Below are 26,659 nucleotides of genomic sequence, written 5' to 3' on the forward strand. Positions count from 1 at the left end.
TGCCGGCTTCCTCCAGTTATACAGTGGGTTAGCTTGGGTTGACAGGGTTGACAGGGTTGACACATGGCGGAGGCGGTTGACAGCGATGCGCCGCGCGTCATGTGGACGGTGTCGCAGATCGCCGAGCGGGACGGTATCTCCAAACAGGCGGTTTCCAAGGTCGTGCTGGCCCTGGTGGCCAAGCACGATGTGCCGGTGGAGCGCGACGGGCGCGGGCGCATCGCCCGGCTGTCGCTGGCGCACTACGATTTCCATCGCGGCCAGTTCGCCAACCCCGCCAAGGTGCTGGCCGGGCGCGGGGTTCCGCTGGCGCCGTCCCAGCCCGAGGGGCGCAATGACAGTTTCGACGAGGCTCGCCGCCAGAATGAGTGGCTGAAGGTCGAGCAGACGCGGCTTGCCCATCGTGTCGAAGCCGGCCGGCTGGTGCGGGCCGACAAGATCGGCGACGCGGTCGATCGCATCGGGCGCGAGGCGCAGGCGCTGATCTCCCGCCTGCCGAACAAGGCCGACGACCTCGCCCTCGCGGGCGCCAAGGAAGGCGTGCACGGGGTGCGGGTGCTGCTGCGCTCGATCGCGGTCGAGATCAGCACGGCGATCGCCGATGCCCTTGCCAAGATCGCCGAGGATGCGCCGGCGACGGATGCCGCGATAGTGGATGAGCCGCCATGAACGCACATACCGGGGCGTTGCGGCTGATCGCCGAAAGGCTGTCGGCGGCGATGCGCCCGGTGCCGCCGGTGCCGTTCGACCTGTGGCTGCCAAACAATATCGTGCTGGTGGACGGTGCGAAGAAGGGTGAGTTCTGGGCGGCGGAAGACGCTCCCTATCTGGTCGAGCCGGCCCGCTGCCTGTCCGTCGAGCACCCCTGCAACCTGGTGACGATCCGCAAGGGACAGCAGACCGGCGCCTCGATCCTCGCCCTCGCCTGGTCGCTGTATCTCGCCGAGGTGGCGCCGGACAACATCATCTATGCGGTGCCTGGCATCGATGCCTTGCAGGATATCAACGGCCAGAAGCTGCAGCCGCTGATCGACGCGTGGCAGAAGGCGACCGGCAAGCGGATCATCCTGCCGCATATCGGCCGCTCGACCTCGGGCTCGACCGTTTACGAGAAGCGGTTCCCCGGCGGCTATATCAGCCTCGCCAACGCCAATGTGGCGATGGCGCTGTCGATGCGCACCTGCCGCTACGGGGTCGAGGACGAACTGTCGAAATGGACGGAGACGTCCGGCGGCGACGATCCCGAAGTGCTGTTCTTCGGCCGGTTCACGGCGTTCCGCCGGCACAAGTCCTACAAGATACTGCAGATATCGACGCCGGAAGTGGATTCCGGCGACGAGCTCGGCGACGGCCCCGGCCATTGCCGGATCGACCGTTCCTTCCGGCGCTCCGACCAGCGGTTCTGGAACATCCTCTGCCCGGAGTGCCGGCACGAATTCGTGCAGTGCGACGATGGGTTGGTGGTCGACCGGCTGCATCCGCACCGAACCGAATATGCCTGCCCTGAATGCGGTCACCTGATCAGCGAGATGGAGCGGGTCGCGGCGGTGCGCGCCGGCCGCTACATCGCGACCATGGAGGGGCCGGACCGCCATCCCGGCTTTCACATCGACGCCTTCATCAGCCTGATGATGAGCTACGAGGCGATCGCCAATGACCGGCTGGAGGCCGAGAGGAAGGGTGAGCCGGGGGCGAAGAACTACGCCAACCTGGTGTGCGCCCGGCCCTATGCCCTGCGCGGCAACGCGCCGGACCATCAGCGGCTCATGGAGCGCCGCGAGGTCTATCAACGCGGGGTGATCCCAAGCGAGGGGCTGATCTTCGTCTGCGGCGTCGACGTGCAGCATGATGGATTGTGGTTCGAGGTCGTCGCCTTCGGCGAGGATCGCCAGAGTTGGACGGTGGATGCCGGGTTCATCGAGGGCCCGACCGACCAGCCCAATGCCGGCGCATGGGAGAAACTCTCCGAGTTTCACGGGCAGTTCTGGCCCGACAGCTTTGGCGGCGAGCGCCGCATCGAGGCCATGTCCGTGGATGCCGGCGACGGCAACCGCACGACGCAGGTGCTGGAATGGTGCCGGCGCCATGCCAATTGCTACGCGATCAAGGGCATGAAGGGGCGCGGCCTGCCGGCGATCGGCGCGCCGCTCTCGACCTCGATCCGCAAGACCGGCAAACGGGAGAAATTCCGGGCGGCCAAGCTGTGGCCGGTCGGCACCTGGTCGCTGAAGGGCGAATTCTACGGCAATTTGCACAAGATCGGCCTCGCCGCCGGCGAAGCAACCGACCCGCCCGGCTATTGCCACTTCGGCGATTGGCTCGGCGAGGAATATTTCCGACAGATCACGGCGGAATATTTCGAGCAGAAGATGATCAACGGGCGCTTCCATGAGGAGTGGAAGCCGATCCGTCGGGATAACCATCTGCTCGACTGCCGGATCTATGCGATGGCGATGGCCGAACATCTCGGCCTGTCGCGGCTCACCAAGAGCGGCTGGGCGGGACTGCGGGCGCGGCGGATGCCGCAGGTCGAGATCGACCTGTTGTCAGGCGAGACGGAGAAGCAGGCGGCGGCGCCTGCTGATGAGCCCGTGCCGGCCGACCTCCCGCCAGGTAAGGCCCTCGTCCCTCCGCCCTCCATTCCCGGGGAGCGGAAGGAACTGCCCCGTGTGCCGCGTCGGTCGTGGGGCGCGTATCGATAGGGACGACGATGATCGAAGCGAAGCCGCGATATCGGGTGCCGGCGATCGCGCGGGTGATGCCGCCGGTGACCACGGTGCCGGATCGGGTGCCGCGTCCGACGGCGCGCTATCTGCGCGAGAGCCCGCCGGGCATCCTGTCGATGCGGCGCGCGGTGACGCGCGACGGGTGGCGCGATGTGTGGGAGGCCGGTGACCGCGCCTATGCGCTCGCCCTCGACTTCCTGCACAATAATGGCTGGATCGCCGGCGCGGCCGACCAGATCCTCGTCGACACGATCGGCGTCGAACTGCAGCTCAATGCGCGGCCGGACCTGTCGAAGCTCGGCTATTCCGACAAGGAGCGCTCCGACTGGTGCCAGATGGTGGAGGCCGCCTGGCGCCGCTACGCCTGGAACGCGGCCGAATGCGATCTCGCCGGCAAGGCGACGATGGCGGAGGGTGCCGACGGGGTGCTGCGCACCTATCTCGCGAGCGGCGAGGCGTTCTCGGTCGTGTCCTTCCTCGGCGAGCGGGAGCGGCAGCATTACGGCATCAACACCGGCACCAAGTTCAGCCTGGTGGCGCCGCATCGGCTGCCGCGCACCACGCGGGAGATGGAGGGCCTGTATCAGGGCATCTTCCACGATGCCAATGGGCGCCCGACGCATTACCGCTTCAAGCGGCGGGTCGACGGCATCGAGCGCGACGAGGATATCGCCGCGCGCGACGGAACGGGCCTGGTGCAGGTGGTGCATGCGATGGACCGGGGCGAAAACCCCGACAGCCCGCGCGGCATCTCGCCTCTGGCGCCGATCCTGCGCGTCATCGCCCAGAGCGACCAGCTTGCCGATGCCACGCTGGCGACGGCGCTGCTGCAGACGGTGTTCGCGGCGACGATCAAGAGCCCGGAGCCTAGCGAGCAGGCGTTCCAGGCGATCCAGACGTTGGCGGATACCGAGCCGCCGTCCGGCTTTCCCGGCACGGCGGCGGACTGGCAGGCCTATGTCGGCGGGCTGGCGAATGACCTGATCGATGTCTGGGGCCAGCGGATCGATGCGCTGAAAAAGGGCGGCATCAACCTGTCGGACAGTGCCCGCATCGGCCATCTCGGCCCCGGCGAGGAGTTCAACTTCCACACGGCGCAGACGCCGGGTGACAATTACATTCCCTATTCGCAAAATCTGCAGCGGGAGATGGCGCGCCGGCTGGGCATCACCTTCGAATCGCTGACAATGGACTATTCGAAGGCGTCCTATTCCTCGGTGAGGATGGGGATTTCCAGCATCTGGCCATTGGCGGTGCGCCGCCGCGAGCGGATCGTGGTGCCCTTCTATCGCGGCTGCTACGAGCCATGGCTCGACGAGATGATCGCCAGCGGGACGATCCCGTTCAAGGGCGGCTATCGGGCGTACAGGGCCAACCGGACCAAGGTCGCCAATGCCGAATGGCAGGGGCCGCCGAAACCGAGCGCCGATGACTACAAGTCGGCGATGGCGGCGAAGATCCGGCTGGAGATCGGGGTCTCCTCGGTGGCGGATGAGAGCGCCGAATATGGCCGCGACTGGGAAGAGACCGCCCGGCAGCGCCATCGCGAACGTTCCGTCATCGTCGACGAGCTCGGCCTGCCGGATCCGTTCGTGAAGATGAGCGGCGGCGCCGGCCCGAACGGGGCGGCGGCGGACGGCAACCGGGAGCCTGCGGCATGAGCATGGTGACCATCGACGGCCAGCAGGTCGACGGCGACGACCCGTGCGCCATGTGGCAGGCGCTCTATGCCTTCAAGCTCAAGGTGCTGTCGGGCGGCAAGGTCGATGAAATCGAAGTGCGTTCGCCGGTGACCAACCGGCGAACCCGCTTCGGCGCGGCGAATATCGCCCAGATCGAGGCCGAGCTGACCCGGCTGCAAGCGGCCTGCGACGCGAAGCAGGGCCGATGCCGGCGGCGCTTTGCCGGTCAAGGCGGCTTCTTCCGCCCCTATTGAGGTAAACCCATCATGCGCGGTTTCGACGCGGTGCTTGGCACCGCCTGGGCCATGCTGCCCGAGCAACTGGAAACGCTGGTTTCGATCAGCCTGCGGGAGAATGAAATCTCCCCGGAGGCGCTCGAGGCCTATCGGGCGCAGGCGGTCGGCAAGGCGGAGACGCTGGAGCATCGCGACGGCGTGGCGGTGCTCAACGTGATCGGCCCACTGTTCCGCCGGGCCAATCTGTTCACCGAGATTTCCGGCGCCACCAGCTACGACGTGCTGCGCCGCGATCTGCAGGTGGCCGTCGACGATCCCGGACTTACGGCGATCCTGCTCAATCTCGACACGCCCGGCGGCGATGCCAACGGGGTCGATGAGCTGGCAAAGGCGATCGTGGCCGCCCGCGCGGTCAAGCCGGTGGTAGCCTATGTCGGCGGCACGGCTGCCTCCGGCGGCTACTGGCTCGCCGCGGCGGCGAGCGAGATCGTGGTGAGCGATGCCGCCCTGCTCGGGTCGATCGGCGTCGTCATCTCGCTGCGCTCGCAGGAGCGGCCCGACGGCGCGAAAACCTATGAATTCGTCTCCAGCCAGTCGCCGCACAAGCGAGCGGACCCCTCGACGGAATCCGGCGCCGGCCAGTTCCAGCGCGTCGCCGACGATCTCGCGCAGGTATTCGTCGATGCCGTGGCCGCTAACCGTGGACGGACGGTCGAGCAGGTGCTCGCCGACTTCGGCGGCGGTGGCGTGCTGGTCGGGGCCAAGGCGGTTGCCGCCGGCATGGCCGACCGTCTCGGCACGTTCGAGGGAACGCTTGCCAAACTTCAGACCAGCGGCCGGACGCCCGGCCGATCCCCGCAACGCTCTGTGAGAGGAAAAATCATGAGCGAAACGAACCGGGCGGACGGCGAGGATATCGCCGCTCTCCGCGACGACATCAAAGCCCTGCGCGACGAGAATGCGCAGATGAAGGCGGCGGCGGATGATCGCGCGCGTCGCGACGCCATCCTGGCGCTGCCGGAAGCCAAGGGCCGCGAGGCGCAGGCCACGGCGCTCTGCGATGCCGGCGTTACCGCCGAGGCCGCGAAGAAGGTGCTCGCGGCGGCGGCGCAGGCTGCGGCCGAGGATGAGCCCGACGAGGACGCGGGCCTGCCGGACCCGGCGGCCTATGAGCGCCGCCGCGCGGCTGGCGCCGGGCTGGGCGGTGGCGGCAAGCCGCCCTCCGCCAAGGGTGACAAGTCCATCCTGGCCGCGGCGGTCGCCCGCGCCAACAAGCGCCGCTGAGGGAGGCCCGCATGCCCACTCTTACCTACGATCCGAATGCCGGCGACGGCCATTACATCGTGTCCGAGGCGAACGGCTATCGCTCGCGGGAGGAAATCACCGTGGTATCCGGCGCCGGCGTGCTCAAGGCCGGGCGGGTGCTCGGCAAGATCACCGCCAGCGGCAAGTACACGTCGTACACGCCGGGTGCCGCCGACGGCAGCCAGAACGCCGCCGCCATCCTCTATTCCGGCGGCGACGCCACGAGCGCTGATGTCCGTCGCACCGTCACGGCGCGCGACACCGAGGTGAATGCCGCGGTGCTGAACTGGGGCGCCGCCGTCACCACGGACACCCACAAGAATACCGCCCTCGCCGCGCTTGCGGCGCTCGGCATCATCGGCCGCTGAGGAGGGCGCAGCAGATGGCACTCGTTACCGACATCTTCAAGCAGAACGCCTGGGGCGCGATCGAATTCCACGAGGAGATCGTTGCCAAGGTCGACTTCAAGCCGCAGCTGCTCGGCTTGCTCGCCCTGTTCTCGCCGATCTATTCGCGGTCGCGCACGATTGCGATGGCGGCCAAGAACCGCACGCTGGCGCTGATCCCGACGTCGGCCGACGGCTCGCCGCCGGACGAGCTGGTGCCGGAAGGCGCGGATGTCCGCACCTTCCAGACGGTTCGCCTGGCCAAGGGCTCGACCATCTATGCCTCGGCAATGGCCGGTGTCCTCGCCCTGCCGTTCGACCAGCAGACCAAGGACATCGCCGAGGAGGTGACCGACCGCTCGGCGCAGATTCTCGACGAATTGGAACTGACCTGGGAGCACATGCGCTTCGGGGCGATCCAGGGCAAGGTGCTGGACGCCGACAACACCACGGTGCTGTTCGACTGGTACGCGCTCTGGGGCATCAGCGAGCCGGCGGAGATCGATTTCGCGCTCGGCACCGACACCACGGACGTGCGCAAGAAGTGCCGCGACGTGAAGCGGACGATGCAGAAGGCGGCCAAGGGCGTATGGACTCCGGCCACCCGCGTCGTTGCGTTGGTCGGCGACACCTTCTTCGACATGCTGACGAACCACCCGCAGATCAAGGAGACCAAGCTCGGCACCGAGCGGGCGTCGATGCTGGAGAATATCGAGGGCTATTCGGCCATCGAGATCGAGGGCATCACCTTCATCAACTACCAGGGGACCGATGACGGCTCGAAAATCGCCATCGCCACCGACAAGGCGCGGTTCTTCCCCGTCGGCGCGCGGGGCGCCTTCCAGGTCGGCTACGGCCCGGCCAACGAGTTCAAGCCGTACCTCAATCGCCGCGGCCAGGAATATGTCAGCCTGCTCCTGGAGGACAAATCCGGTCGCGACGCCTGGGATCGCGTCGAGGTCTACTCCTATCCCATCATGATCTGCACGCGGCCGGAAATGCTGCTGCGCGCCAAGGCGCAGTGAGGCAACAGCCATGGTGAAAGCTTTCCATGACGGGCAGTTCGGCCGGGTCCTGACGGATCCGGCCGACGGCGCCGACGATCCGGCCGTCGACCTCGCGACGCTGACCAAGTCCGAGCTTCTGGCCGAGGCAGAGCGGCGCGGGCTGACGGTGTCGGAATCGTCCACCAAGGCCGAGATCATCGCGGCGCTGGAAGGCCCCGCCGAGTAAGCGCGGGGGCGGGCCATGGGCTGGGATGACGATCTCGCGGCGGCGGATGACGCCGTCGCGGGATATTTCGACACGGCGGCCTGTACCGCCATCCCGATGAAGAAGCCGCCGCGGGATGCGAATGCCCCGGCGATCGCCGATCCCGACCGGGCGGCGTTCGACTTTCTCGGCACGGTGGAAACCGCGCCGGAATTTACCGGCATGGCCTCATCGAACGCGCCGCGGCCGACCGACCGCTCGATCCGCCATGTGGCGAAAATCTGCCTCACCGCGCTGTCGACCGGCTGGCCGTGGGTGCCGCGCATGGGCGACCGCATCCTGATCGGCGGCGTGCTGCACCAGGTGGCGGCGGCGCCGGACAGCGACGGCACCGCCCGCCTCGCGCTGTGGCTCAACCGGGTGCAGGCCTGACCCAAAGGATATTCCCATGCTCGCCGCTGAAGCGCTGCGCCTTGCGGTGATCGAGGCGCTGGCCCCGACCGCCGCCAAAATCAGCGGCACGGGGTTTCCGACGCTGGCCGGCTGGCGGGTGTTCGACAGCGCGATGATCACGCCCGACCAGCTGGAGCCGGGCCAGCCGTGGACGCCGTGCATCTCGGTCTTCACCGAGGATGTGACGGTGTCCCGGCGCGGCGAGATCGCCACCTCTTCCATCGGCAATGCCGAGGTCGACCTCGTCTTCGTGGTCGAACTGGCCGAAAAGATCGATGACGATCAGGGGGCCGGCACCACCCCGCTTATCGGCGGCGATGCGCAGTCGCGGCTGACGCTCGCGGCCCTGACAGCGCAGGTGCGCGATGTGATGGTGCGTCGCCCCTCCAGCGCCGGCGTCAGGCGGGTGCTCAAGGCGGTGGCGAATGTCGCCATCGAGCCGGTTGGCCTGCCGCAGAATGGCGTGCGCCTGGTCTGCAACGTGATGACGATGCGCTGCGAGATCGCCGACGACAAGTTCACCGACGCCGCCGGCTTTCCCGAGCCGATGCGCTCGGTGGCGGCCGACCTGCCGGAGGGCAGCTATGCCAAGGCGACGCTGGAGGCGCTCGGCGCCGCCTTCCTGGCGACGACGCGCGAGCAGCTTGAGGCGATCGACATGACGACCACGGCGAATGGCCGCCCGGCCATGCCGTTCCCCGGCGCCTGACGCCTCTCCATCCGACAGACGAGGACGACGCGATGACGCGCTACCGCGCCCGCGAGGGCGACCGCATCCCCATGCCCGACCGGCCCGGCCAGTTCATGCCGACCACGGCGCCGGGCACCTCGGTCAACGAGATGTCCGCCTATTACGCCCGGCTGATCGCCGATGGCGACCTCGTCGAGGTGGTCGATGACGCGCCGGCGACGGCGCCCGAATCCCGGAAAGGAAAAGCCTGATGCCCATCGGTTTCAACTCCATTCCCGGCAATATCCGGGCGCCGATCATCTCCTTCGAAGTGAACAGCGGCGGCCAGTTCGAGAGCGTGTCGCGGCTGCTGCTGGTCGGCCACAAGAATGCCGATGCGGGCAACTTCCTCGCCGACAACACACCTATCCGCTGCAACAGCGTCAACGAGGCCCTCAGTCTCGCCGGCAAGGGCTCGATGCTGGCCGAGATGTTCATCGCCGCGCGGCGCAATGCCCCGGCGCAGGATATCTGGCTGCTGCCGGCGCCGGCGACCGGCACCGCCGAGATCCGCACCATCACGGTCGGCACCGTGCCGGCGGCGGGCGGCTATGGCGTGCTGGCGATCGCCGGCCAGGAGATCGCCGTCACCATCGGCGCCGGCGACAGCGCCGCGACGGTGGCGGCGGCGCTGTCGGCGGCGATCAACGCCTATCAGGACCCGCTCACCAAGAGCGCCCTGCCCTTCACCGCCACCGTCGCCACCAATGTGGTGACGCTGACGGCGCGCAATGCCGGCGATCTCTACACGCTGGCCGACGTCTATGTGCCGACGGTGGCGACCGGCAACGCCTTTGCCGGGCTGTTCACCTTCGCCACCACCACGCCGGGCGCCGGCTCGCCCAACCTGGCCGCCGCCCTCGCCGCGCTCGGCGACGATCCGTTCGACTGGATCGTCTCGCCCTTCGCCGACGCCACCAATATGGGGCGCTACCAGACGGTGCTGTCGGATATTTCCGGCCGCTGGGCGTGGAACCGGCAGAGCTACGGCCATGTCTTCGTGCCGAAGACGGACACGACCGGCAATCTCACCACCTTCGGCCTCGGATATGACACCCGCCATATCAGCGTGCTGCCGCGCCTTGCCGCCGGCGGTGACGCCACCCTGCCGTGGGTGTGGGCGGCGGCGCTGGCGGCGCGGGTCGTGCCGTGGCTGTCGGATGGCGCTACGGGCAACGTCTCGCGCAACCAGACCGGGCTGGTGGTCGAAGGGGTGTACGCGCCGCGCGACCGCACCAAGTGGATGAACGATTACGCGACGCGGGACGCCTTCATCGGCTCCGGCCTTTCGACCTATGGCGTGCGCACGGACGGCGCGGTGACGATCGACAAGATCGTGACGATGCAGCGCACCGACGGTGCCGGCAATGTCGACACCACCTTCCGCGACATCCAGAAGATCGGTCAGATCATGTATGCGCTGCGCCGGTTCCGGGCGCGGCTGCAGGCCGAGCATGGGCAGAAGGCGATCGCCGACGACAATCCCGGCAACCTGCTGGCCCTCACCACGGTGAAAGACATCAAGGCCACGGTGGCGGCGGTCTACCGCGAGATGCCGGGCGTGCTCGAGAACGCCGACGCGTTCTGCGCGGCTCTCGACGTGCAGCGCAATGCGGACAATCCCAACCGCGTCGACATCTACGCCCCGCTCGACATGGTCAACCCGCTCGACGTGCTGGCCGCGAACGCCACGATCTACAGCCAGTTCCCCGCCGCGCTGGCGGCCTGAGGAGAAACACCATGTCCGGACGTGATTTCGGCGGCGAGATGCGGCTGCGCCTCGCCGCAGGCCAGAACCTGACCATGCGCGGCGCCTTCACGATCGGCCCGTCGGGCGTGTCGATCGAGGTGGTCACGAACGATGACGGCTCGGTGTCGCGGCAGGCGACGCCGCGCCCGCGCACCGCCGAGATCACCCTCGAGGATGACGGCACCGACGTGAACGCGCTGATGCGTGCGGCGCGGCAGGACATCTACATCGTCGAGGACTTCACCGGCGTGAGCCATGTGTTCGTGAATGCGGTCTTCTCCGGGGAGCCGAGCATCGACCGCAAGACCGGCGAATGGACCGGGATGACGATCAATGCCAGCGGCTATCAGAGGCTGAACGGATGACGCCGCTCCCCCTCTCCAAGAGCTACACGGTGGGGAGCGAGACGTTCGCCGCCGTGGAGATGCGCGACCCGACCTTTCAGGACTACCGGCAGATCGGGCCCGCCTTCGACGTGCAACGCGGCGTGATGCTGCCCGACCGCGAGGCGATCTTCGGCTATGCCGACCGGCTGGTGACAAAGCCGGCGCCGGGCGCGCTGGCGGTTCTGTCGATCGAGGACACGATGGCGCTGGAGGATCACATCCTCGGTTTTTTCGTCGCTGCCCGGGTGTCGATGAGCAAGCGCAAGAACTCGTCTTCCGGCTCCGATGGGACCCCGGTTACGTCGACGGACTGACGCTTGGCGAGATCGGCCAGTGGTTCGCGCGGGCAGTGGCGTGGCATGACCGGGAGGCGCGGCGGCGGAAGTGAGAGATCACTTCGGGAGGTAGCCGCGCTCGCGGAGCCAGTCGGCGAGGATGAACTGCGCGGCCATGGGCTTGTTCATGTCGTGGTCGCGGCCATAGGCGGCGACGGCGTCGGCGATGGCTTGGTCGTCTGGCGTTCCTTGCCCACCGGCGGCCCGCAGTTCGTAGAGCAGATTGAAGGCGAAGGTTTCCGACATGTCGAGGCTGGCCTCGAGGCGCTTGACCAGGGCGGCCATGCCAGCCTGCGTGTAGGGGCCAAACTCCCCAAGCGTCTCCTCCAGCCGGGCGACGATCTCGCTGTTGATCGAGCGGCCATTTTCATTGGCAGCGTCTCGAATGCGGTCGCGCATTTCTGGGCTTAGCCGCAGAGCGAGTTGAACTGCCCCTTGCCCGGCTCTTGGTTGGACCATCGCTGTCTCCATTTTGCGCAACTACTGTAATTTTCCCAGTTGACAGTCAATGCAATTGCGGTAATTTCAACTACGGTAGTTATTCGCATGGAGGCCATATATGGAACAACACATCAGCCCTTTCCTGTTCGAGGGAGAACATTTGGTTCGGCAAGTCGACACTGACGGCGAGTCGTGGTTCGTGGGGGCCGACGTTTGTCGCGTTCTCGGTGTCCGTGATCATCATCAAGCGCTTGATCGCCTTGATGAGGACGAGAGGGGTACGTGTACTGTACCCACCCCCTCCGGGGATCAGACGATGATCGTCATCTCGGAAGCCGGCGTATATCGGCTCGTTTTCACCTCGCGGAAGCCGGTCGCGGAGCGGTTCAAACGTTGGCTCGCCCACGAAGTCATTCCTGCCATCCGCAAGAACGGGTTCTACGCGCCCGCGCATGCCGCCGTCCTCCCGCCGTCTCCTATGGAGGTCCGGCCTTTCCCTGATTGGCCGCTGGATGAAATGCGAACCAAGCGCGGCGTGGTTGACATGTACCGTATGCTCTACGGCTGCATGGCGGCGCAGTGGATCAGTCCCCAGATTGGCTTTCCATCGCCGCCGCTTGATCTGGTGGAGCGTGGCCGCCAGTTCTCCCTAACCCTCGTACCGAACAGGGGGGTGGCATGATTGTAGGTCGAAACTCGGATCAGTACTCGCTCCGCCTGCCCGATGGGTTGCGTGAACGCATCAAGGCGGCGGCCGATGAGGCGGGGCGGTCGATGAATACCGAGATCGTGCTGCTGCTGACGAAAACCTACGGCGATCCTCCGCCGTCCGCCGATCCCCCCATCACCAAATGATCGGGCCGCGGTGGGGCTCGTACCTCCCGCCGCGGCCCTGACCTCAACCTTCGGAGCCAAGCCGATGATCGAAGCTGACGCGACTTTATCGCGGCGCGGCGGGGAGGGCTATTGCCCTCCGCCCCCGCCGGCCGACCTGCTGCCCGATCTCTGCGCTCACTGGCAGCGCCTGCGGACCCGTATCGACGAACCCGACACCGGCGACGCGGAAGTCGCCATGTGCAGCGATATCGCCAGTTCGCTTGCCGATGCCATCCTGATGGCGCCCGTCACCTCCCGCGAGGGGGCGCAGGCCTGCCTGCGGCTGGCGGCGCGCAATATCCGGGAATACGGACAGGGCTTCGTGCCCTTCCTGCTGGATGAAGACAAGCTGGCGGGGCTGCTGGAGCGCTGCGCCGATGCCGTGACGCCGAATTCCTGAATTTTCGAGTTTTCCCCGAGGCCAAGGGGAAGGCGCGACACCGAGCTCCATCGGCTCCGGTGATCGCGAAAGCGACCCTGTGCGTCTCAGGCTTGGCCGGCCGGACGCCGATGGAGACTGAAACATGAATGCGATTGTGAATTTCGACTTCGAAGGCCACGGTGTCCGCACGGTGCTGCGTGAGGATATCCCGTGGTTCGTGGCTGCCGACGTCTGCCGGGTGCTTGGCATTGCCAATGCAAGAGACGCGGTGCAAAAATTGGATGACGACGAAAGGGGTGTCGCTTTAACCGACACCCTTGGTGGCGCCCAGGAAGTCGTCATCGTTTCCGAGTCCGGGTTGTACACCATCGTGCTGCGGTGCCGGGACGCGGTGAAGCAAGGCTCCGTTCCGCACCGCTTTCGCAAGTGGGTGACGGCGGAGGTTCTGCCGTCGCTGCGCAAGACCGGCTCTTACACGATGCCGGCCAATCCGCCCCGCCCGCCGCGCCGGCGGTTCAAGAGCGACATTCACCCGGCCGAGGTGTCGGCGTGGTCGAGCGCGGCGCGGGTCTATCACAGCATCTACGGCAAACGCGCGGCGCAGGAACTGATCGAGCGCAGCCCCCTGCCGCCGCCGAGCAAGCGGGCCGCCCTGCCCGCCCGATGGGATGGCACGGCGGCGCTGGAACACCTTCTGGCGCTGCCGGTCGGCGGATCGTCGCTCGGCGACCTGATCCGCCTGGCGGTCGGCGACAAGCCGAAGCGGCGCGACCTCGAGGATTACGGGGTGCGCCTGCTCGACCTTGCCGAGGGCCTGGCGCTGTTCGTCGCCGACGACCATCGGTTCCTGCGCGAGGGCTTCGACGACACCGAGATCTGCTTCGCGTGGAACGACTATCTGCACAAGCTGCCCGGCGCACACCGCGCCCGCAAGCCGCTGATGGTCGACGACAAGATGCGGCGCGGGGTGGTGGTGCCGATGGCGGGGGTGGAGGGCTAAGATTCTGTCAGTGACAGTGGCTGGTGCCGGCCTTTCGGTCCATGTGACAGCATTGGCCGGGCGGCGAACTCTTGCGACATCCGCCCCCGTGGGCGAGAGCGGATGATAGCGTCGCCACTGACATCATGGCTGCAAGAGCAAAAAGGGTGATCTTCATTTGTCGTGATCCCTGCGCGTCTGCATCGCGGCCTTGATGCCGGCCAAGTGCCAAACGGCCAGTCCAATGCCGAGGGTTATCGCCCCGCTGCTGAAAGTGTAGGCGGCTTCCGCGAGTGCCCCTCCGAAAGATATTCCGGCGAGCGGCGCAAGGCTGACCAGCATCTGAGCGATGCCGATGATGATTATCAGGTGGCTCATTTCCTTCCTCCGTTTATCGGACGGTAGCAGAGGGATTTCACCACGCAAGGGTTGTATCCATGGCCGCGAAAACCGTCGAAGCCGAACTGATCATCTCGGCGAAGGATCGCTCGGCGCGCGCCTTTGCGTCGGTTGCGGGGCGGCTTGAGAAGGCGGAACACAAGATCTCGGCCTTCAACCGCAAGCAGGCGATGCTGGCGAAGTGGGACAAGGCCAATGCGCGGGCCGACCGCGCGCTGATGCTGGGCACCACGGCGGTGATCGGGGCGCTGGCGGCTGCCGGCGGGGTGCGTGGCGGTCTGACCACGCTGACCGACTATCAGGATGCGCTGATCGAAATCCGCAAGAAGGGCGGACTGACGGCGGATCAGATCCATGCTGTTGGCGAAGAGGCCAAGGCGCTCGCCACCAGCGGGGACCTCGCGGTGCCTATCAATGAAATCCTGGCTGCCTATGAACGTGGCGCGGCGGCTGGCCTGCCGCTCGACGAGTTGAAGGAATTCGCGTCGCTTTCCGCCAAGGCAGCGGATGCATTCGGCATGACGGCCGAGGAGGTCGGCAACGCGGCGGCGGGATTCAAGGTCGGGCTCGGCATCCCGATGAAGGAAATGGAACGGTATTTCGACCTGATCAATTCGTTGGCGGATAGCGGCATCAGCGACGAATCCGACATCATCAAGTTCCTCGACAATGCCGGCGCCGGGCTGAAGAATTTCGGTCTCAGCGCGAAAGAGGCGGCGGCTTATGGCGCCGCGCTGCTCAACCTCAAGCTCGGGCCGGAGGTTGGCGCCCGAATGATGAATGCGCTGACGTCCAAACTCATCGCGCCGGAGAATTTGAGCCCGAAGGCTTATGGCGCCTTCAAGAGCATCGTCGGCGACGTGAAGGCCTTCAAGAAGGAGTTGAAGGCGGATGCGGGCGGAGCCCTGCAGAAGTTCCTGGGCGGCCTGACCAAGCTCGACAAGTTCAAGCGGGCGCGGTTGATCGGCGCGCTGTTCGGCTCGGAATGGTCCGATGAGATCATGCGGCTGGTCGACGGCACCGAGGAGGTCAAGCGTAACCTGGAGGTGGCGGCGAGCACGGATTGGTTCGGATCTCTGAGCAAGAGCTACCAGATGAAGCTCGATGCGCTCTCCTCGCGCTGGCAGCTGTTCAAAAATCAGGTGTCGGAACTGGCCATCGATCTCGGGACGCTTTCCTTGCCGGCGCTGGAGACCGGGCTGGAGAAGGCCCAGTCGCTGGTCAAGGAGATTTCCTCGGAGGTGGGGCAGTTCGGCGCCAAGCTCGACACCAAGGCGCTGGACGATATGTCGAGCGCGCTTGGCCGGCTGAAGGCGGATCTGGCATCGATGCTGGGGGTGGATACCGGCCAGTCGCAGATTGCGCTGTTCTTCCGTGACCTCGCGAAGGCGACGAACGATGTCGCGGCCGGTATTGCCAAGGTGGAGGAAACCTACCGGGCTCTTGCGGAGCCTTTTGGCTTGAAGCCAAAGGCGCCCGGCTCCAAGGAGGGCGCGCCGACCTATGACAGTTATCTCGGTGGCGCTTTGCGCATTGAAAAAGGCGGCCTCGCTGATCGGGCCATCGGCGGCATCCAATCCTATCACGGCTGGATGAACAGCTTCACGGCGCCGGCCCCGCCCCCGGACGTGGGGCTGCAGGAAGAGCAGTGGCGAAACGCCCTGATGCGCAATCAGGACCTGTTGACGGGCACGCCGGGGCTGTTTTTGCCCGCATCTCCACCGCCGATACCGACCTTTCGGAAGCCGCCGGCTGTGCCGATCGGCCGCGGCCAATACCCTCTGGGAGCGTCGGTTCCCATGCCTCCTCCTTTGCCGGCTCCCTTGCCGATGGGGTTGCAGATTGCACCTGGTGAAAATGCCGATGCGCTGCGCAAAGCCATGTCGGCCGGCGGCGCCGATATCTCGCAGGCCGGTGACAAGGTGGGCGCGTCGATCGAGCAGGCGGCGGTGCGGCTGGAAGCGGCGGCGGCGACCATCTCCGAGCAGGGGCGACAGGCGGCGGCGGCGATCTCCGGCGCCCGGATCAGCGTGCCGGCCATGCCGGCGCCCGGGCGCGGGGCCTATCGCACCGGGGTGAATGCAAATGTCGGCCAGACCATGGAAGATGCCGGCACGCCCGGCCGATAGGAGAGCGCCATGATGCGCGACTGGACGCGGGCGTTCCGGCGGGCGTCGTTCCGCGGGGTGCGGTTCTGGGTCGAGGAGGATGGGCCGACCAGGGGGCGCCGCGTCGCGGTGCATCTCATCTCCGGCGGCGAGGCGCATAAAAGCGAGGATATGGGCCGGACGCCGCCCCCGTTCGACGTGACGGCCTATGTCGCCAGCGACCTGGCCGATGTCGAGGGCAAGGCGCTGGAGGCGGCATGCGAGGCGCCGGGGCCTTCGGTGCTGGTGCTGCCGATGGATTCCGCGCGGCCGGCGCATTGCCTCTCCTGCCGCCGCAGCCGGACCAAGGATCGTGGCGGCTATATCGGCTACGAGCTCTCCTTCGTCGAGGCTGGAAGCGGCACGGCGGTGGCGGCGGTCGGGGTGCCGGCGCTGCGCACCAGCTTTTCGGCTGGCCTTCCCGGCATGGCGGCCTCCATCGCCATCGACTTCTGAGGTGCCCCATGGCCTGGCTCGCGGACCTGATCGACCGCTTCGTCACCGACGCCTCCGACCTCTCGCTGGCGCAGAAGAAGCTGACGGCGATGGAGGCGTCCGGCGCCCCGGCCGCCACGGCGTATCTGGAGGCCTGCCGGCTGCTCGGCGAGAGCGCGGCTGACACCGCGGGACTGATTTCGGCGCTCGACGCGGTCGAGGATCCGGCGGAAGTCGACCTTGTCGGGTTCCTGGTGGTGCACAGCTTCGCGGCGGTGCGGGCCGATTACCCCTCGCGGCAGGATGCGCAGGCCGGGCGGGCGCGGCTGGCGGCGCGGGCGGATGCGGCGATCAACGCCGCCGGCGACCTCTATGGCGCCGACGCGCATGCCTGGCTGCTGGCGCTGGTCGGCGAGGCGGTGACGCAGATATCGCAGATCGCCGCCACGCGGGCGCCGCTGGTGCGGGTGGAGACCGGCGTCTCGCTGCCCTCTTCGCTGCTGGCCTATGACCTCTATGCCGACCCGGCGCGCGGCGCCGAGATGGTCGCGCGCGCCCGCACCGGCACGCCGATGCTGATGCCGATCCTGTTCGAAGCGCTGGCCAGCTGACGCGCTGGCCCGCTCACCTCCCAAGAGATTGCAGGCGCCACCATGCTGGAGGTCATCACGCTGACGGTGGCCGGCCGGGTGATGGCGGTCTCCAATGCGCGGCTCAATGCCAGTGCCGAGCAGGCGGTACGCAACGCCGAGTTCGCGGTGGCCTGGGCGGAGCCCGGCCTGCCCTGCGCGGCCGATGAGGAATGCACGGTAGAGATATCCGGCGAACTCTGGCTCACCGGCTATGTCCGCGACGTGAACTGGTCGCATGAGGCGGCCGACCGCCGCTACGACGTGTCGGTGGTGTCGCGCACGGTGGACGCTACCGAGGCGTCGATCGACCACCCGACCGGCTCGCTGGAGAATTGCGATCTCAAGGCGATCGCCGACGAATTCGATACCGCCGGCATCGGTGTCGACTGCGAGATCGCCACCGAGCGCAAGGCGCTGCACCAGATCCGCCCCGGCGAGACGCTGTTCCAGACGCTGGAGACCGAGGCGCGGGCCAATGGGGCGCTGATCCACGACACGCCGGAGGGCCGGCTGAAGGTTGCCGACGGGCCGGAAGGGCGCCATGCCGGGGCGCTGCGGCTGCGCGAAAACATCATCCGCGCCAGCGGCACGCTCTCCGGCCGGTTCAATTATTCGGAGGTGCGGGTGCGGGGGCAATCCTCCTACGGCACCACCGGGGCGGCGCTGTCGCCGGAGGCGCAGGCCAAGGGCACCGCCAACCGCAAGCGCCCGCTCATCGTCTATCACGAGGGCGACCTCACCTCCGAGCGCGCCAAGAAGCGGGCCGGTTGGGAAGCGAAGCGGGCGGCGGGGAAGGGCAAGGCTGCGTCCATCACCGTGCCCGGCTGCCGCGATGCCGCCGGCGAGATTTTCCAGCCGAACTGGCTGATCCCGGTGGCCGACGACTGGGGCGGGCTCGACCAGGACATGGTCATCGCCTCGGTGTCGATCGAGCAGGATGCCGAGGGCGGCACCACGGCCACGCTCGAGGTGAAGGACCCGCGGGCGCTCGGTGGCGAGAACCCGCGCGGCGACAGCGCCGAGGGCTGGGACACGCCGGACGCCAGCGACCCGAGTTTCCGCGAGGATTGAGCCTGATGAGCTGGGATGCCGGCGTCACCCGGATGAAGCTGGACGGCAGCGTCCGGCACGAGCAGGGGCAGCAATTCCTCGGCGGCAAGGGTTTTGCCGGCGAGAGCTTCCCGCGGGTGCACCGGGTGGAGCCGCATGGCTTCACCTCGCATCCCGTGGCCGGCGGCATCGCCACCTTGATGCAGGCGCGGGGCAACCGCGACAGCATCTATGCCATGGGCGGCGCCAATCCGGCGCTGATCCCCGCGCTGACGCAGGGCGGCACCGCGATCTATGACCATCTCGGCAACATCATCTCGCTGGTGGTGGCCGATCTGCGCATCGTCCATGCCAGCAAGATCCACCTGGTGGCGCCGGAAATCGTGCTTGAGGGGCTGGTCAAGCTCGGTGGCCCGGATGCCGCCCGCCCGGCCTCGGCGCAGGGCACCATCGATTCGGCCGGCGATGTCGAAGCCTCGAATTTCGCGACCCTGGTGCTGGTGACCTGATGCGCATCATCCCGCTGCCGGAGACGTCCGACCCGATCCTGACGCCGGATATCGTCTGGAACGGCGTCTCCGGCGACCCCGTCGTCGACACCGAGGCGGGCGACCTGCGCTGCGCGGCGGCGCTGGAGACCGCGGTGCTGATCTGCCTGATGACCGACCGACGGGTCGACGACAGCGAACTGCCGGATGGCGAGACCAATCGCGGCTGGCCGGGCGACGCCTTCGACATCCGCCCCGGCGAGGTACCGCTCGGCTCGAAGCTGTGGCGGCTGCGCCGGCGGGCGCTGACCAATAATGACGGCACCGCCATCGAGATCGAGGCCGAGGACTATGCCCGCGAGGCGCTGCAGCCGCTGATCGACCAGGGCGTGTGCGTGCGCGTCGACGTGACGGCCACGGCGGATCGCAGCCGCAACCGGCTCGATCTCGACATTGCGCTGTATGGCCGCGACGGCAACCAGATTTTCCAGAAGCGCTTCGCCGTGTTGTGGGACCAGATCGATGCCGTATGACCTGCGCTCGCTCGACACGCTGGGCGCCAAGGCGCGGGGCTTCTTCCGCCAGTACCTCACCGGCACCGATGCCTGGCTGCAGCAGAATTTCGTCTATGTCGCCGCCAAGGTCTCGGCGCTGCTGTGGCGCGAATTCGACCTGCGCGCCAAATGGCTGTTCGACCAGCTGTTCACCCGCACAACGACCGATATCGGCGTGCTGCGGATGCAGGGTGCGGATTTCCAGATCTACCAGAAGGGCGCGGCGGCGGCTTCTGGCGGCATCGCCGGCAGCGGGCAGGCCGGCACGACCTATCCCGCCGGGGTGCGCTATCTCTCCGGCGGCATCACCTATGTGACGACCGCCGCCTTCACCGCCGCCGGCGACGGCAGCTTCGTCGCCGCGGTAGCGGCGGAGAGCAAGGGGGCCGCGACCAACCGGGCGGCCGGGGTAACGCTGAACCTCGCCGACCCCTCGCTGTACCCGACCCTCTCGGCGACGGTGCTGGTCGATGACGGGGCGCTGGGCGGCGGCGCCGACATCGAGGGTGTCGATGACCTGAAGGCCCGCATCCTCGAGCGCAAGGCGCGTCCGCCGCAGGGTGGCGCCCTGCCCGACTATGAGCGTTTCGCCAAGGAAGTGCCGGGTGTCACCAAGGCCTGGGCCTTCGCGTTCTCCAACGGGGTCGGCTCGATCGCGCTGTTCTTCCTGTTCACCGGGCGGGTGAACGGCATCCCCGAGCCCGCCGATGTGGCGGTGGTGCAGGCCCATATCGATGCCAAGCGGCTGATCCGCGTCGACGACGCGGTCGCGGTGGCGCCAGTCCCGGCACCGGTGAACATCACCATTGCCGACCTCGCCGTCGACAGCGACGACGTCCGCGCGGCGATCGCCGCCGGCCTCGCCGCCATGTTTACCGCCAAGGCCAAGCCGGGCGTGGACGCCACGCCTTTCATCCTGTCGCGCTCGTGGATTTCCGAGGCGATCTCATCGGCGACCGGCGAGGACAGCCACACATTGGTGCTGCCGGCGAGCGACCTCGCCTTCGATGGCGGCGACTATCCGGTGCTCGGGGCGGTGACCTATGCGTAGCCCGGCCCTCAATACGTGGAATTATTACCAGCCCGCCGACGACCCGGCGGAGATCGACCCGCCGGAGCCGGCCGATGCGCTGTCGGCGCCGGATATCGAGGACCTGCTGCCCGCCGGCCTCGCCCTGTGGCCGCGCGGCGCGGCATGGGGAACGCCGGACGGAATGGCGGCGTCGACCGACACGCGGCTTGCCGGCTTCACCCGCACGCTGCTCGGCCCGCTGGCCGACATGTATGCGCGGCTGTGGTCGATCCTGACCGAGAGCTGGGCGCGGCGGGTGGAGAACAGCCTGCCGGAATGGGAGGCCGATTACGGCCTGCCCAATCCCTGCGCCGCCGCCGGTGCCACCACGGCGAGCCGCAAGGCCGACCTGCTGTTCAAGGTGCGCTCGACGGCGACGATCACGCCGCAGGACTTCATCCGGCTGGCGCGCAATGCCGGCTACGACATCGCCATCGAAGAGCCGGCCATGTTCGAGTGCGGGTTCTCGGAATGCGGCGGCCTGCACACGGTCGGCGATGTGCGGCAGGAAGTGTTCTGGGTCGTGCATATCTTCGGGCTGTCGGTGGATTATTTCCGCGTCAGCGAAAGCGAGTGCGGCTACGACCCGCTGTTCTCGACCGGCGACATCGCCCGGCTGCAATGCCTGTTCCGCGACATCTACCCGGGCTGGAGCCAGCCCGTCTACCAGATCGACGACGGCGTGCTGGTGCTCGACGATTCCATCCTGGTGCTCGACGGCGAGCCGCTGCTGCTCGGCGACTGACGTCCGCGACGTCCAGCTTTCATTCCCCGCCCGGCCCTCCCGAGGACCCCCATGAAATACAATCCCCCGTACGGGTCGATCGACCCGGACGCCGCCTATGTCGACCACAACACCCCGGGCGCCACGCGCGGCTCGGTGCCGCCGGGCGCAGCGATCGAGCATACGCAGCGCGAGATCGTCGCGGCTGTCGCCGCCGCCGGGCTGACGCCGTCGCCCGGCACGCTCAACCAGCTGGCGAGCGCCATCCAGAGCCTGGCGACCAGCTACGCGGTCGCCGCCGGCACGTCGAGCGCGATCACCGCGGCGATCACCCCGGCACCGACCTCCTATGCCTTGCTGGCCGGCATGGCGCTGCGGCTGCTGCCGGGCGTCGACAGCGTCGGCGCGCAGACGCTCGCGCTCAATGCGCTCGCGGCGCTGCCGGTCCTCCATGGCGGGCAGACGCTCGGCGACGGCGCGCTGAAGGCCGGCCGCGCGGCGCTGCTGATCTGCATGGTCGATCATTGGGAACTGATCAACCCGGCGCCGCTGGCCTTCGGGATCACCCTTTACGACACGGCGGGCGCCGTCAGCCACACGGTGGCGGCGGGCGTCTATGCCGAGGACGAATATATCGTCGGCGGCGGCGGCGGCGGCGGCCTCAACGTGACGACGCCGGGCGAGACCCATGGCGAGGGCGGCGGCGGCGGCGCCTGCGCCTTCAAGCGCCGGGGCGTCACGCCCGGCCAGGTGATCGCCGGCGTGGTCGGCGCGGCCGGCAATTCCAGCGGCACCGGCGCCGGCACCTCGGGCGGCTCGTCGAGCTTCGGCGGCATCACCGCCGGCGGCGGCGCCGGCGGCAATATCGGCACCGGCGTGCCCGGCGCCGGCGGCACCGCCACCGGCGGCGACATCAACTGGGCCGGCCAGGTCGGCCTCAACGGCGATTTCAATCTGCAGCAGTTCCAGGCCACCGGCGGCGACGCCGGCGGGCCGTTCGGCGGCAAGGGCGCCACGCGCCCGACCTCCGGCGGCACCACCGAGGCCGGCACCTGGCCGGGCGGTGGCGGGCTGGCGTCCGCCACGGTCGGCGGCACGCCGAGCGTCCAGCACCCCGCCAAGGGGGCGATCTTCATCCTGACCGGCGGGGGACTCGTCTGATGAGCCAGTTCGTTCATGCGCCCGGCGGCGTCGCGCGCGAAATCCTCCCGCCGCTGCCCGCCGGCATGGTTCCCGCCGACATCTACCACCCCGATTTCGTCGCCGATCTCGTCGAGACGGATGACACGGTCGCCCCCGGCTGGACGGTGGCCGACGGGCTGTGGTCGCCGCCCGCGCCGGAGGCTGTCGATCTCGACGCGTTGAAGGCGACGTTGAGCCTGCGGATCGACGCGCAGGCCGAGGCCGAGCGGGCCAAGTACATCACCGCGGGTTCCGGGCAGGCGATGAGCTACCAGCAGAAGGCGGCGGAAGCCGTGATGCTGGAAGAGGATCCCGCGCCGGAGCCGGCCGCCTATCCGATGCTCTCGGCGGAGGTCGGCATCACCGCCGCCACGCTGGCCGAGGTCGGCGTCATCGTGCGGGCCCTGCACGGCCAATGGATCCTGATCGGCGCGCAGATCGAGGCCGCCCGGCTGGCGGCGAAGAAGGCGGTGGCGGCGGCGCCTGACGCCGCCACGGCGGAGGCGGTGGCGGTGGTGATCTGGCCGGGAGAACCGGAATGACCGAAGGGGTGGTGGATATCCAGAACCCCGGCGCGCGGACGCTCGACCTGCGCCGTGGATTGCTGGGCGTTGTGAACCGATACACCGTGGTTGCCGCAGACAGCTACGCGATTATCCCCTGCGAGATATTGCTGGCGGACCTTTCCGGCGGGGCGGCCACCTGGTCGATGCCGGCCTCGCCGTCGGCCGGCGACACGGTCTCGGTCCTTACCGACGGCAATGCCGCCGCCAACCCGCTGACGCTCGACGGCAACGGCGCGGATTTCCCGGATGGCGCGGTGCTGATCGTCGACATCCCCCATATCCGCGTCGATCTCATTTTCGACGGCACGCTCTGGCGGCCGGATCTGGAGCTTTCCTCGATCGTCACCCTGGTCGAAGAAGAGGACTGGCCCCCGGCCGAGGAGGACACCAGCCGATTCCGCTTCTATGTCCGGGTGGCCGAATGAAGCTCGACCTGACGCCTTACAGCGCTGTCCGCGTGGCGGGCCGCGATGTGAGGGAGGTGCGCCTGCTCGGTCGCACCATCTGGACGCCCCTGGCCTATATGGGCGCCCTGAAGCGCACCGTGTCGGTTGGGTCCGCGCAGCGGGAATTCTTCGTCTACCGGCCCGCCGGCCTCGGCGCGGGCGCCGATTGCGTCGTGATTTTCCACGGCGGACGGGCCGAGCCGGAGAAGATCGCGCTGCAGAGCGAGGTCATCTCCTTCGCCGATGAGTACGGGTTCGTCGTCGCGATCCCGGCCTCGACCGCCCAGCAGTGGAGCGATGGCCGGGGAGAGACGGCAGGCCAGGACGATGTCGGGTTCGCCGGGGCCCTGGTTGACCAGCTGGTGGATTCGGGGTGGATCGACGCGGGACGGGTCTTCGCCCTCGGCGCTTCCAATGGCGGCATGATGGTCTATCGGCTGGCGATCGAGGCCAGCGCCACGTTCGCGGGCTTCGGGGCGGTGGTGGCGAACCTGCCGGCCGACATGGCGAGCGCGGCGGCGTCTTCTCCCGCCGTCAGCCTCGCGATCTTCGATGCCACCACCGATCCGCTCATGCCCTATGGCGGTGGGACCATCCCCGGCTCCCCCGGCGGGACCGTGCTCGGCGCGGTCGAGACGCGCGATATCTTCGCGGGGAAGCTTACGACCCCGACCCTGACCGACACGCTCGTCAATCCGGCCGCGGATGGCATGCTGGAGCGCAAGTTCCTGCATGTGGACAGCGTCGACCCGACCCGGTTCGTCGCCCTCTACCGGGCCTCCCCGACGCCGCCGGACAATCTCGTGATCCCCGGCCACACATGGCCCGGCAGCTCTTACCCGTTCCAGGCCGGCGCGACGCCGATGGATGTCCACGCGACACGCGAGTTCTGCACCCTGTTCGGCATCGGCAGCGCCTGAGGCCTCCCGCGCGGCCTCATCCCTCCGCCCCCGCCGCCGGCCTTCAAGAGGAGTATCAGCATGGCCGCGACGCCAGCGACCGGCTTCAATGTCGGCACGAACGATCCTGACGTGGTGTGGACCTTCCCGGATATTGACCTGACCGGGAGTTTTCTGGAGCTCGAACTGGCCTGGCCCGGCGGATGCCTGGCGGTCACCTCCGACGAGGGGGTGCTCGTCGGCGCGCCGGGCACGGTAACCTGGGTTCGCTCGGTCGAGACGTCGGAAATGTTCCCGAGCGGGCCGCATTACGACCTGTTCCGCACCCTCGACGGGCGGCGCTCGAAGATTGCCGCCGGCACCTTCATGCTGGGCAAGATCGGCGAGCTCGTGCTGCCGGCCGCCGGCGCGGTCGTCATTCCCGGCATCCAGGGGCCAGTGGGTCCCGAGGGGCCGGAGGGCGACGTCACCCCCGAGGCTCTCGCCGCGCTGGCGGAAGCGGAGGCCGCTCGCGACGCGGCCGAGCTGATGCTTGTCGAAATGCAGCAGATCGTTGCGGCCACAACGGGTCGCCTCGACTTTTCCAACCCCTACCAGAGCGGGTGGCTTTGATGGCGACGCCGAACAATTATCAGGTCAAGGATGCATCCGCCGAAATCACGACCTTCCGGGGGCACACGGTCGATGGGGTGCAGACGCAATCGCCCTTCATCCCCGAGATCGGCGAGACGGCGGACGCCGCATGGGCCGGGACCGGCAGTGCGACGATGGTCGGAATCCTGAAGGCCCTCTTTCTCCAGCCGGGCGGGGGCGTGGCCGATGATACCGGCGTCGTGATCTATCCCGACAGCTATGCCGTGTCAGCGGTCACCCGCGATGCCGATGGCAACCTGCTGACCACCACGATCACCGACGGCGCGACGTCATGGGTGCAGACGATCACCCGCGATGTCGACGGCAACCTTGCGACCATGAGCCTGTGGGTGCGCCAGTGAACGAAGCTGATATCGAACGCGCGGGCGGCGTCACCAACGCCAAGCTCAGGGGCCGTCTTATCCCGAAACCGTCCGACCCGGCCACGAGCCTGCTTGCGGCGCAGCGCTCGCTCGGCATGGACCCGGTCTACAACTTCGATGCGAAGAAGTACCTCAATGTCATCTCTGCCCTTGGCGGCACCCGGCTCGGGCTGGGCGACACGATCATCGCATCATGTGGCGACAGCACGGACAGAGGCACCGAGGACACCGGCGGGACCGGCCAATATCCCAATGGAGTTGGGATCCAGACCGCGAAGCTTCTGGAAAAGAAGGGCTACGATGTCGCGTTTGACAACGTGTTTGGCAATCTCGCGTCAGGCTCGCTTCCCGGCTCGGACAGTCGAATTGCGTTCGCCGGGTCGGTAGGCCAAGCCAACAACCACCCCGGCGGCCGGTCCTTCTGGCTGGACGGCACTGGCGACAAAGTATCGTTCACGACAACGCGCGCCTGCACCAAGGCTGTCGTTTGGTATTTGCGCAATACGGGGTTCGGGACCTTCAATGTCGATGTCGACGGCGGCGCGCCGACGCTCATCAACACTGATGGTTTGAAGGATTTTGTTGGCGCCGAACTCACCTTCGCCTCGGGCACGCACACGATCAGCGCGACGTGGGCCTCCGGCACCGTCTACATCATGGGGATTGAGTGTTGGGATGCTTCGATCCCCCGCGTCCGGGTTTGGAATATGGGGTGGCCGTCGTCCAGCAGTGTCCAATGGGCGCTTTCCGGCAACATATGGGAGCCGCGTCAGGCGCTGACCCGGTCATATCTCCGGCCGAACCTGATCTTCTTCAATGTCGGCTTGAACGACATGAACACCGCGCCTGTAAGCGATGTGACCTTCAAGACCAATCTACTGTCCATCATCAGCAACTGGATGTCGGTCGGCGTGAACGTGGTGCTCGAAACGCCGGTCCCGCCGTCGACGAGCTGGGCGGCGCAAAGCGTCATCGATGCGCATGTCGCGCGGATCTACGAGGCCGCCCATGAACTCGGCATCGCCTTGATCGACATGAACGCGATTTACGGCAGCTGGGCAGCCTGCAACGCTCTCGGTCTCACGACCGGGATGGTGCATCAATCGCGCAAGGGATACTCGGTCAAGGCCCAGGCCCGCGCCGCCTTCATCCACAAATTCATAGGATAGC

Annotated in this window: 35 protein-coding genes; 33 read left to right on the forward strand and 2 right to left on the reverse strand. The window is 67.6% G+C overall.

The genetic code is table 11. From position 1 onward, the window contains the following. Positions 1-63 precede the first annotated feature (63 nt). Genes AC1RU4_RS07235 through AC1RU4_RS07300 form a run of 14 tightly spaced genes read left to right on the forward strand, consistent with a single transcriptional unit; the run spans position 64 to position 11,180 of the window. A complete protein-coding gene (locus tag AC1RU4_RS07235) occupies positions 64-669 on the forward strand; it encodes a hypothetical protein (protein WP_492890375.1) in 606 nt (201 codons plus the stop codon). Further along, entirely contained in the window at positions 666-2,702 is a 2,037-nt protein-coding gene (locus AC1RU4_RS07240) for a terminase gpA endonuclease subunit (RefSeq protein ID WP_492890376.1), read from the forward strand. Before AC1RU4_RS07235 ends, AC1RU4_RS07240 begins: the two co-directional genes overlap by 4 nt. 8 nt (positions 2,703-2,710) lie before the next feature. Beyond that, positions 2,711-4,387 (forward strand): phage portal protein, encoded by a 1,677-nt coding sequence (locus AC1RU4_RS07245; protein WP_492890377.1) that lies wholly within the window; start codon positions 2,711-2,713, stop codon positions 4,385-4,387. A gap of 2 nt (positions 4,388-4,389) precedes the next feature. Continuing rightward, positions 4,390-4,662 carry a hypothetical protein gene (locus AC1RU4_RS07250; RefSeq protein WP_492890378.1) on the forward strand — a complete coding sequence of 91 codons (273 nt, stop codon included), beginning with the start codon at positions 4,390-4,392 and terminating at the stop codon, positions 4,660-4,662. Between the two features lie 12 nt (positions 4,663-4,674). Next, positions 4,675-5,928, forward strand: a complete 1,254-nt coding sequence (locus tag AC1RU4_RS07255; protein ID WP_492890379.1) for a S49 family peptidase — start codon at positions 4,675-4,677, stop codon at positions 5,926-5,928. Between the two features lie 11 nt (positions 5,929-5,939). Continuing rightward, on the forward strand, positions 5,940-6,317 hold the full coding sequence (locus AC1RU4_RS07260) for a head decoration protein (protein ID WP_492890380.1): 378 nt from the start codon (positions 5,940-5,942) through the stop codon (positions 6,315-6,317). Between the two features lie 14 nt (positions 6,318-6,331). Beyond that, positions 6,332-7,360, forward strand: coding sequence for a major capsid protein (locus AC1RU4_RS07265; protein WP_492890381.1), 1,029 nt, complete (start codon positions 6,332-6,334; stop codon positions 7,358-7,360). 10 nt (positions 7,361-7,370) lie between these two features. Continuing rightward, positions 7,371-7,568, forward strand: a complete 198-nt coding sequence (locus AC1RU4_RS07270) for a hypothetical protein (RefSeq protein WP_492890382.1) — start codon at positions 7,371-7,373, stop codon at positions 7,566-7,568. 15 nt (positions 7,569-7,583) lie between these two features. Continuing rightward, the gene (locus AC1RU4_RS07275; protein ID WP_492890383.1) at positions 7,584-7,979 is read left to right on the forward strand and encodes a hypothetical protein; all 396 of its coding nucleotides are present in this window, start codon (positions 7,584-7,586) and stop codon (positions 7,977-7,979) included. Between the two features lie 16 nt (positions 7,980-7,995). After that, the gene (locus tag AC1RU4_RS07280) at positions 7,996-8,709 is read left to right on the forward strand and encodes a hypothetical protein (protein WP_492890384.1); all 714 of its coding nucleotides are present in this window, start codon (positions 7,996-7,998) and stop codon (positions 8,707-8,709) included. Between the two features lie 32 nt (positions 8,710-8,741). After that, entirely contained in the window at positions 8,742-8,942 is a 201-nt protein-coding gene (locus tag AC1RU4_RS07285; protein WP_492890385.1) for a hypothetical protein, read from the forward strand. Beyond that, positions 8,942-10,459, forward strand: a complete 1,518-nt coding sequence (locus tag AC1RU4_RS07290; protein ID WP_492890386.1) for a phage tail sheath subtilisin-like domain-containing protein — start codon at positions 8,942-8,944, stop codon at positions 10,457-10,459. The genes AC1RU4_RS07285 and AC1RU4_RS07290 overlap by 1 nt, the downstream gene beginning before the upstream one ends. 11 nt (positions 10,460-10,470) lie before the next feature. Next, positions 10,471-10,845, forward strand: coding sequence for a phage tail tube protein (locus AC1RU4_RS07295; RefSeq protein ID WP_492890387.1), 375 nt, complete (start codon positions 10,471-10,473; stop codon positions 10,843-10,845). Then, positions 10,842-11,180, forward strand: coding sequence for a phage tail assembly protein (locus tag AC1RU4_RS07300; protein WP_492890388.1), 339 nt, complete (start codon positions 10,842-10,844; stop codon positions 11,178-11,180). Before AC1RU4_RS07295 ends, AC1RU4_RS07300 begins: the two co-directional genes overlap by 4 nt. A 78-nt stretch (positions 11,181-11,258) precedes the next feature. On the opposite strand, the gene AC1RU4_RS07305 is transcribed toward AC1RU4_RS07300, so the two are convergent. After that, the gene (locus tag AC1RU4_RS07305; RefSeq protein WP_492890389.1) at positions 11,259-11,672 is read right to left on the reverse strand and encodes an Arc family DNA-binding protein; all 414 of its coding nucleotides are present in this window, start codon (positions 11,670-11,672) and stop codon (positions 11,259-11,261) included. Positions 11,673-11,760: 88 nt separating this feature from the next. Here AC1RU4_RS07305 and AC1RU4_RS07310 point away from each other — a divergent pair, with 88 nt between their 5' ends. From AC1RU4_RS07310 to AC1RU4_RS07325, 4 genes are all read left to right on the forward strand, one after another. Further along, positions 11,761-12,324, forward strand: coding sequence for a BRO-N domain-containing protein (locus AC1RU4_RS07310; protein WP_492890390.1), 564 nt, complete (start codon positions 11,761-11,763; stop codon positions 12,322-12,324). Continuing rightward, positions 12,321-12,497 carry an Arc family DNA-binding protein gene (locus AC1RU4_RS07315; RefSeq protein WP_492890391.1) on the forward strand — a complete coding sequence of 59 codons (177 nt, stop codon included), beginning with the start codon at positions 12,321-12,323 and terminating at the stop codon, positions 12,495-12,497. Before AC1RU4_RS07310 ends, AC1RU4_RS07315 begins: the two co-directional genes overlap by 4 nt. A 64-nt stretch (positions 12,498-12,561) precedes the next feature. Continuing rightward, entirely contained in the window at positions 12,562-12,918 is a 357-nt protein-coding gene (locus AC1RU4_RS07320) for a hypothetical protein (protein ID WP_492890392.1), read from the forward strand. A gap of 124 nt (positions 12,919-13,042) precedes the next feature. Beyond that, positions 13,043-13,900 (forward strand): BRO-N domain-containing protein, encoded by an 858-nt coding sequence (locus tag AC1RU4_RS07325; protein WP_492890393.1) that lies wholly within the window; start codon positions 13,043-13,045, stop codon positions 13,898-13,900. 153 nt (positions 13,901-14,053) lie between these two features. Here AC1RU4_RS07325 and AC1RU4_RS07330 read toward each other — a convergent pair whose 3' ends face one another. After that, positions 14,054-14,257: a hypothetical protein gene (locus AC1RU4_RS07330; protein ID WP_492890394.1), complete on the reverse strand. Its 204-nt coding sequence runs from the start codon at positions 14,255-14,257 to the stop codon at positions 14,054-14,056. A 59-nt stretch (positions 14,258-14,316) separates the two neighbouring features. On the opposite strand from AC1RU4_RS07330, the gene AC1RU4_RS07335 reads away from it, so the two are divergent. The 15 genes from AC1RU4_RS07335 to AC1RU4_RS07405 are packed head-to-tail and all read left to right on the forward strand — an operon-like array spanning position 14,317 to position 26,658. After that, entirely contained in the window at positions 14,317-16,407 is a 2,091-nt protein-coding gene (locus AC1RU4_RS07335; protein WP_492890395.1) for a phage tail tape measure protein, read from the forward strand. A gap of 9 nt (positions 16,408-16,416) precedes the next feature. Then, the gene (locus tag AC1RU4_RS07340) at positions 16,417-16,881 is read left to right on the forward strand and encodes a DNA circularization N-terminal domain-containing protein (RefSeq protein ID WP_492890396.1); all 465 of its coding nucleotides are present in this window, start codon (positions 16,417-16,419) and stop codon (positions 16,879-16,881) included. A gap of 8 nt (positions 16,882-16,889) precedes the next feature. Continuing rightward, a complete protein-coding gene (locus tag AC1RU4_RS07345) occupies positions 16,890-17,471 on the forward strand; it encodes a hypothetical protein (protein WP_492890397.1) in 582 nt (193 codons plus the stop codon). 42 nt (positions 17,472-17,513) lie between these two features. After that, on the forward strand, positions 17,514-18,563 hold the full coding sequence (locus AC1RU4_RS07350; protein WP_492890398.1) for a phage baseplate assembly protein: 1,050 nt from the start codon (positions 17,514-17,516) through the stop codon (positions 18,561-18,563). 5 nt (positions 18,564-18,568) lie between these two features. Continuing rightward, positions 18,569-19,051: a phage baseplate assembly protein domain-containing protein gene (locus tag AC1RU4_RS07355; protein ID WP_492890400.1), complete on the forward strand. Its 483-nt coding sequence runs from the start codon at positions 18,569-18,571 to the stop codon at positions 19,049-19,051. Continuing rightward, positions 19,051-19,563, forward strand: a complete 513-nt coding sequence (locus AC1RU4_RS07360) for a phage GP46 family protein (RefSeq protein WP_492890401.1) — start codon at positions 19,051-19,053, stop codon at positions 19,561-19,563. The genes AC1RU4_RS07355 and AC1RU4_RS07360 overlap by 1 nt, the downstream gene beginning before the upstream one ends. Next, on the forward strand, positions 19,553-20,635 hold the full coding sequence (locus AC1RU4_RS07365) for a baseplate J/gp47 family protein (protein ID WP_492890402.1): 1,083 nt from the start codon (positions 19,553-19,555) through the stop codon (positions 20,633-20,635). Before AC1RU4_RS07360 ends, AC1RU4_RS07365 begins: the two co-directional genes overlap by 11 nt. Continuing rightward, positions 20,628-21,401, forward strand: a complete 774-nt coding sequence (locus AC1RU4_RS07370; protein ID WP_492890403.1) for a hypothetical protein — start codon at positions 20,628-20,630, stop codon at positions 21,399-21,401. The genes AC1RU4_RS07365 and AC1RU4_RS07370 overlap by 8 nt, the downstream gene beginning before the upstream one ends. A gap of 51 nt (positions 21,402-21,452) precedes the next feature. Continuing rightward, positions 21,453-22,541: a glycine-rich domain-containing protein gene (locus tag AC1RU4_RS07375; protein ID WP_492890404.1), complete on the forward strand. Its 1,089-nt coding sequence runs from the start codon at positions 21,453-21,455 to the stop codon at positions 22,539-22,541. Further along, entirely contained in the window at positions 22,541-23,104 is a 564-nt protein-coding gene (locus AC1RU4_RS07380; protein ID WP_492890405.1) for a hypothetical protein, read from the forward strand. Before AC1RU4_RS07375 ends, AC1RU4_RS07380 begins: the two co-directional genes overlap by 1 nt. Next, complete coding sequence (locus AC1RU4_RS07385; RefSeq protein ID WP_492890406.1) at positions 23,101-23,553, forward strand: hypothetical protein; 453 nt, start codon at positions 23,101-23,103, stop codon at positions 23,551-23,553. The genes AC1RU4_RS07380 and AC1RU4_RS07385 overlap by 4 nt, the downstream gene beginning before the upstream one ends. Beyond that, on the forward strand, positions 23,550-24,494 hold the full coding sequence (locus tag AC1RU4_RS07390; protein WP_492890407.1) for a CE1 family esterase: 945 nt from the start codon (positions 23,550-23,552) through the stop codon (positions 24,492-24,494). Before AC1RU4_RS07385 ends, AC1RU4_RS07390 begins: the two co-directional genes overlap by 4 nt. Before the next feature lie 60 nt (positions 24,495-24,554). Continuing rightward, a complete protein-coding gene (locus AC1RU4_RS07395; RefSeq protein WP_492890408.1) occupies positions 24,555-25,085 on the forward strand; it encodes a hypothetical protein in 531 nt (176 codons plus the stop codon). After that, entirely contained in the window at positions 25,085-25,468 is a 384-nt protein-coding gene (locus AC1RU4_RS07400) for a hypothetical protein (RefSeq protein WP_492890409.1), read from the forward strand. The genes AC1RU4_RS07395 and AC1RU4_RS07400 overlap by 1 nt, the downstream gene beginning before the upstream one ends. Continuing rightward, a complete protein-coding gene (locus tag AC1RU4_RS07405) occupies positions 25,465-26,658 on the forward strand; it encodes an SGNH/GDSL hydrolase family protein (RefSeq protein ID WP_492890410.1) in 1,194 nt (397 codons plus the stop codon). The genes AC1RU4_RS07400 and AC1RU4_RS07405 overlap by 4 nt, the downstream gene beginning before the upstream one ends. Position 26,659: the final 1 nt, after the last annotated feature.

This window comes from Ancylobacter sp. GW821-FHT10E12 (assembly GCF_058809335.1).